The following is a 5,270-nucleotide window of genomic DNA, read 5'->3' on the forward strand; positions in this document are numbered from 1 at the left end:
CGTGCCGGGGCGTGCGGAGTATGGGAATACGTGCAGCCAGGTCAGATCGCAGTCCTCCACCAGCCGCAGCGCGTTCCGGAACATCGCTTCGGTTTCTGTCGGAAAGCCCGCGATGATGTCCGCGCCGAAGGTCATGTCGGGCCGCAGCCGACGGGCCTCCCGGGCAAAGCGGATCGCATCGTCGCGCAGGTGGCGGCGCTTCATCCGCTTGAGGATCATGTCGTCGCCATGCTGGAGCGACAGGTGCAGATGCGGCATCAGGCGCGGCTCGGTCGCGATGGCGGCCAGCAGGTTCTCGTCCACCTCGATGCTGTCGATGGAGCTGATCCGCAAGCGCGGCAGGTCGGGCACCAGCCGCAGGATCCGCATCACCAGATCGCCAAGGCATGGGTTGGCGGGCAGGTCGGCCCCCCAGCTTGTCAGGTCCACGCCGGTCAGGACGATCTCGTTGAATCCCTTGTCCACCAGCCGCTTGATCTGGTCCACGACTACGCCCGCCGGAACCGACCGCGAATTGCCGCGCCCATAGGGGATGATGCAGAAGGTGCAGCGGTGGTCGCAGCCGTTCTGCACCTGCACGTAGGCGCGGGCGCGGGTGCCAAACCCGTCGATCAAGTGGCCTGCGGTCTCGGTCACGGACAGGATGTCGTTCACCTGCACTGCCTCCGTGGCCCCGATGAAATCCGCGGCCAGCCCCTGCCAGGTGTCAGCCTGCATCTTTTCGGTGTTGCCGATGACGGCATCGACCTCGGGCATTGCGGTGAAGGTGGCGGGTTCGGTCTGCGCGGCGCAGCCGGTCACGATCAGGCGTGCGCCGGGGTTGGCGCGGCGCAGCTTGCGGATGTCCTGACGCGCCTTGCGCACCGCCTCTGCCGTGACGGCGCAGGTGTTTACCACGATGGCGTTTTTCAGACCGGCATTGCCGGCCAGCTCCTTCATCGCTTCCAGTTCATAGGCGTTGAGCCGACAGCCGTGGTTGGAGAAGACGGGCGCGGTCATCGCAGGCTCTCCAGAAAGGCATGTGTCAGGACGCCGGACGCGACATGCATCGTCGGCCCGGTCATCCAGACGCCGTCATCGCGCCAGTCCACGTCCAGCGTGCCGCCGTCGAGGTCGATGCGCACCGACCGCCCCGTCAGACCGCGCCGGGCAGCGGCGACGGCGACGGCGCAGCTCGACGACCCGGAGGCGAGCGTGACGCCCACGCCGCGTTCCCACACCCGCATCCGCAGGTGATCGGCACCGATGACCTGCACCAGCTGCACATTGGTGCGCTGGGGGAACAGCGGGTGATGTTCATGCGCGGCTCCGAAACTCGGAAGGTCGACGGCGCTCAGGTCGTCGACGAAAAACGTGCAATGCGGATTGCCCATGCCGGTGGCCACGGGAGCACCCTCGATGGGCAATTCCAGCGTGTCCATTGCGCGCGCCAGCGGGATCTCCGCCCAGTCAAGCTGGGGCTGGCCCATGTTGACGGCGGTCAGCCCGTCCCCTGCGTCCCGTACCGCCAGATCGCCGCGATCCGTGGTCAGGTGCAGCGCCGTCTTGCCGGTCTGATCCATCAGGAGACGTGCGATGCAGCGGGTCGCGTTGCCACAGGCGGCCGAAGTCGAGCCATCGGCGTTGTAGAACGTCAGATGCGCGTCACCGACACCCTCCGAGATCACCGCCAACTGATCGAACCCCACCCCGAAATGCCGATGCGCGATCCCGGTGATCATCGCGGGCGTCAGCGGCAGGGCCCGCGCGCGCGCATCCAGCACGACACCCTCGCGCGCATCCAGCACGACACTCTCGCGCGCATCCAGCACGACGAAGTCGTTGCCAAGCCCGTGCATCTTCAGGAAGGGCAGTCCGGATTGCAGATCGGCGTTCATCCCGCGCATATAACGATGCCGCCGCCGGTTATCCAGCAATCTTGTTGCGTAAGCGCGTTAAGGGCTTGACCCTCCGCCGTCTCCTTTCTAAGTAAACCGCCTAGTGGGCCTGTAGCTCAGTTGGTAGAGCAACTGACTTTTAATCAGTAGGTCTCGGGTTCGAACCCCGACGGGCTCACCATATTTTCTTTAACTTGCAAAGCGAAGCGCGGTGGTATCAGAATACCCTTCATGCCCATTGCGTGCTGGGGGACACATGGGGGACAAGGGGGCCGCTCTCGGCTAGATTTTGTGTAAAGCTGCTACGCCAACCCAGCCCACCTTTACATTCGCCTAAATCGGGAAAGAGTCTGTCCCTTTGGAGATTTACCGAGCACATGATAAGTTTTGGCGATAATTTGGGCATACGGCTTAGCCTGCCGTCGCCGCCTAATTTCGCCTTTCTTCTGTGTAACATCTTTCCGGAACAAGCGGTCAAGCGCCGAAAAAGAGGACCGTGGGAACAATTTGTGATGTTGCGTGTAGTGTGTAAGTGAGGCTGCTCTGTTAAGGTCATGGTAAGCTCTAAGTGGGAAAAAACCACAGGTTGAGCGGAGGTCGTATCATTGGGCGTATATTATCAAAATTCAAATCTTGAGCGCGAAATTTTGCTGACGCGGAAGCATCTGTCACAGCTTCCGTTGCGTCGAAGGATGCCTCGAGTCTTCTTGTATATGGCGCTAGTCTGTCTGGCAGTTGCTGCTTTCTTCGGCATTTTCTTGTAGCAGTTGAAGGTAACGTCTAAGTTCTCCTGACGTCAGATTCTCATTTGGTAAGATTTATGGCTGGTCAGGACGAACAAGCTGGAAGTGGGGGCGCAAGTGAGGCTTCCGTGACAGCGCTCCGCGGAGAGCTAGCTACCTTCAGAAGCGATGTTGTCACTCACAAAGCCCTCCTAGGGTATCTGCTTGGGTTTGCCGCACTCATTACTGCGATATTCGGACTGATTGTCCAGCTGATGCTATCGAACCATGTGGCCGTAGTATCGCAAAGCGTCATTGATAAACTGGCAGAAGACAAGTTTCTAGAGCGAGAAATTCGTCGCTCGCTAGGGATCTCGGAAACCACCTCTTTGGGAGACGACTTGAAGGAAATATTGGCTAGATTAGCGAGTATAGAGAGATATGTGCTCGCTGAAGACAGCGATGGTCATCTAACCAAGCCAAAACTGACCGCTGATCGCAAGCCGCTAGTTCGCCCCAATGTCCAACGGGTTGGGTACCAAACTGTTGACAGTGACCAAATCAATTCAATTACCGCCGCTGATCTCGAAGGCGAGATAATTTACGGGCTTAACGACGAAGAGATTGGCGTGGTTGGCCAAATCTTTAGCAGCAAGGACGGTAAGCGGGTTGTGGTTTCTGTAGGCGGCTTCCTCGGACTTGGCGAAAAGGATGTGGCTGTCGGCTTCGATGAACTCCAGGTGCTTAAGAACACTGACGCCAACGACTATCGAATATATGCGGATTTCCCAGAAGAAGTGCTCGAAATGATGCAGGATGATCAAGAGTAGCCGGTGATAGAACTGGGCAAAGCTCTTAAGGGCACCTTAAGAAGTGCTACATCGTATCGCCAATACCTCAACCGCTTGCCACCACCAGCGGCGGCTCAGCCGGAAACGAGCGCACATCGAACCACTTGAACCGCGTCCCGTCCGCATTCGCCTGATCGCCCATGACAATCTGCGGCGTGTTCGCCATGTGCCGGATCAGGCCCGCGCGGAACGCCCGCAAGTCGATCAGCCACCACGCGTCCAGGGCAGTCTGCGCCGCGTTGGAGTGTCCATAGAACATCCAGTCACCGTTGCCGTTCACAATCTTGGATAGCTCCGTCTGCGCCCCTGATGCGACGTGAGAGCGGATCGTGAACTGGTAGGGGTAGCGTTGTGCATAGCCTGGGCGGCGCACACGGGCCGCAACACGCATGTCGCGGGCATCCAGCATCATCAGGTCGGTGGCCTGCATGTGGTCGAAGGGGTCGGCAGCGGTCTCCAACAGATGCCCGCCGATCAGTTGCTTGATTTCAGGCAGGAACCTATCGGACCAGTTCCGATTGTTCGTGTAGCAATTCATTGTCTCAAATCCTGTTGCGGCAAACGCCCGCGCCAACAAATGGGGCGCGGGCGGCGAAGGCAGTCTCTAGGCGTCGTTCGTTCCCCTCTCCTTTCTCAGAAACGCGATCACGTTCCGCTGTGCCACTGCATACATCGGGCTGAGCAATGCGCCATCGCTGTCCTCCAGCACCCATTCCAGAAGCGCGGCGCAATCTGCCGTGGTCGTGGGCTTGCTCTGCGCGATCCGCTTTGACTGAGCCTCGACGCGGTTGCCAAGGTCGATCACGGGTTTCGGTTCGTCCTGATCCGCTGGCATTGCCTTCGACGCCGCTCGCCATTCGCGGTCCAGCGCCTGCCATTCTGCGAACAGCTTGGATGGGCTGTCGCGTTCGATGGCTGCGTTGACGCTTGCTGCGTAGGATCGGGCGGACAGGTCATGGAACAGATCATCGGCCATGATGGCGATGGTTTCCAGTGTCTCGCGATAGCCGCTCGCGTCGAGGTTGATATTCAGGACGCTGTCAGTCGCGGCGATCCCGACGCGGGCCAGCCCCGTGATCCGCGCGGCCTTGTATTCTGCGCTGTCCGGCACGCGGAAAAGCTGACCGCTCATTTCTTCATCCCCGCGCTAAGTTGGTCGATTTCATTCGCCAGCACATCGGCCATGTCCTCGCCTTGCGCAGACAGCGCATGGATGGCGTTCTGAAGGGGGGTTGCGCCTGTCACTTCATCCAGCAGCAAGTTCAGGCCCTGTAGCACCCCATGAAGACGTGTCGCGTCGCATTGCAGGTCATCAATGGTCTTTGGTTCTTTGGTCATGGTCTTTCCTTTCGGGGGTTTTGTCAGGATTTGTCATACTGTCAGATGGAGTATTGATGCACCTGACCATCAACGGCGATCCGCGATATTGTCGCCAGATTGATCGAGCGGGGGGCCTTGGCCTGCGCGTCCCAGACGGGCATCAGGTGGGGGTGGCGGGCCTTGCGGGTGGCGACCGCCTTCTTGCCCGCATCCGTGGCGCTGTCGCCCTTGACGTGATGCTGAAGGGTCGCGGGCTGCACCTGCATCGTGCGTTCCGTTCCATCTGCCTTGGTGAAGGTCACGGCGCAGAAGCGGCCCCCTGCGGCGGCGATCAGGCGCTGCTTTTCGGTGTAGTTCGGAGCGGCGACTTCGTGCTGTTCGGCCACTCGCAAGGCCGCGCGCAGAACATCAATGCGAGCGTAGTCGGTCTGCGTCCAGCAATCCTTGCCCTCAAGCGCGGTGATAGCCCGCCGGGTGCGCTGCGCCTCCGTCATGCTGGC

Annotated in this window: 7 protein-coding genes and 1 tRNA gene; 2 read left to right on the top strand and 6 right to left on the bottom strand. The window is 60.1% G+C overall.

Annotation, left to right across the window (positions count from 1 at the left end; all coding sequences use genetic code 11):
- Together mtaB and dapF are read right to left on the bottom strand one after the other, a co-directional pair.
- Positions 1-999 (bottom strand): tRNA (N(6)-L-threonylcarbamoyladenosine(37)-C(2))-methylthiotransferase MtaB (mtaB, locus tag ACEW8G_RS07805; RefSeq protein ID WP_373487867.1); only part of this gene is annotated, 999 nt, incomplete at its 3' end.
- A complete protein-coding gene (dapF, locus tag ACEW8G_RS07810) occupies positions 996-1,877 on the bottom strand; it encodes a diaminopimelate epimerase (protein ID WP_373487868.1) in 882 nt (293 codons plus the stop codon). The genes dapF and mtaB, both read right to left, overlap by 4 nt.
- A gap of 105 nt (positions 1,878-1,982) precedes the next feature.
- On the opposite strand from dapF, the gene ACEW8G_RS07815 reads away from it, so the two are divergent.
- Positions 1,983-2,058: transfer RNA gene (locus ACEW8G_RS07815), tRNA-Lys, on the top strand.
- 639 nt (positions 2,059-2,697) lie between these two features.
- Positions 2,698-3,429, top strand: coding sequence for a PRC-barrel domain-containing protein (locus tag ACEW8G_RS07820; protein ID WP_373487869.1), 732 nt, complete (start codon positions 2,698-2,700; stop codon positions 3,427-3,429).
- A gap of 67 nt (positions 3,430-3,496) precedes the next feature.
- On the opposite strand, the gene ACEW8G_RS07825 is transcribed toward ACEW8G_RS07820, so the two are convergent.
- From ACEW8G_RS07825 to ACEW8G_RS07840, 4 genes are all read right to left on the bottom strand, one after another.
- Positions 3,497-3,988: a hypothetical protein gene (locus ACEW8G_RS07825; protein ID WP_373487870.1), complete on the bottom strand. Its 492-nt coding sequence runs from the start codon at positions 3,986-3,988 to the stop codon at positions 3,497-3,499.
- 66 nt (positions 3,989-4,054) lie between these two features.
- On the bottom strand, positions 4,055-4,582 hold the full coding sequence (locus ACEW8G_RS07830) for a hypothetical protein (protein WP_373487871.1): 528 nt from the start codon (positions 4,580-4,582) through the stop codon (positions 4,055-4,057).
- A complete protein-coding gene (locus ACEW8G_RS07835) occupies positions 4,579-4,788 on the bottom strand; it encodes a hypothetical protein (protein WP_373487872.1) in 210 nt (69 codons plus the stop codon). The genes ACEW8G_RS07830 and ACEW8G_RS07835 overlap by 4 nt, the downstream gene beginning before the upstream one ends.
- Positions 4,789-4,829: 41 nt before the next feature.
- On the bottom strand, positions 4,830-5,270 hold a 441-nt coding region (locus ACEW8G_RS07840; RefSeq protein WP_373487873.1), incomplete at its 5' end, for a hypothetical protein.

It is taken from the genome of Blastomonas sp., from assembly GCF_041747255.1.
GTDB lineage: Bacteria > Pseudomonadota > Alphaproteobacteria > Sphingomonadales > Sphingomonadaceae > Blastomonas.

Bases quoted from the DNA above. Each gene is read 5' to 3' on its own strand.
- ACEW8G_RS07830 (WP_373487871.1), bottom strand. From the start codon at position 4,582: ATGAGCGGTCAGCTTTTCCGCGTGCCGGACAGCGCAGAATACAAGGCC.
- ACEW8G_RS07825 (WP_373487870.1), bottom strand. From the start codon at position 3,988: ATGAATTGCTACACGAACAATCGGAACTGGTCCGATAGGTTCCTGCCT.
- dapF (WP_373487868.1), bottom strand. From the start codon at position 1,877: ATGAACGCCGATCTGCAATCCGGACTGCCCTTCCTGAAGATGCACGGG.
- ACEW8G_RS07820 (WP_373487869.1), top strand. From the start codon at position 2,698: ATGGCTGGTCAGGACGAACAAGCTGGAAGTGGGGGCGCAAGTGAGGCT.
- ACEW8G_RS07835 (WP_373487872.1), bottom strand. From the start codon at position 4,788: ATGACCAAAGAACCAAAGACCATTGATGACCTGCAATGCGACGCGACA.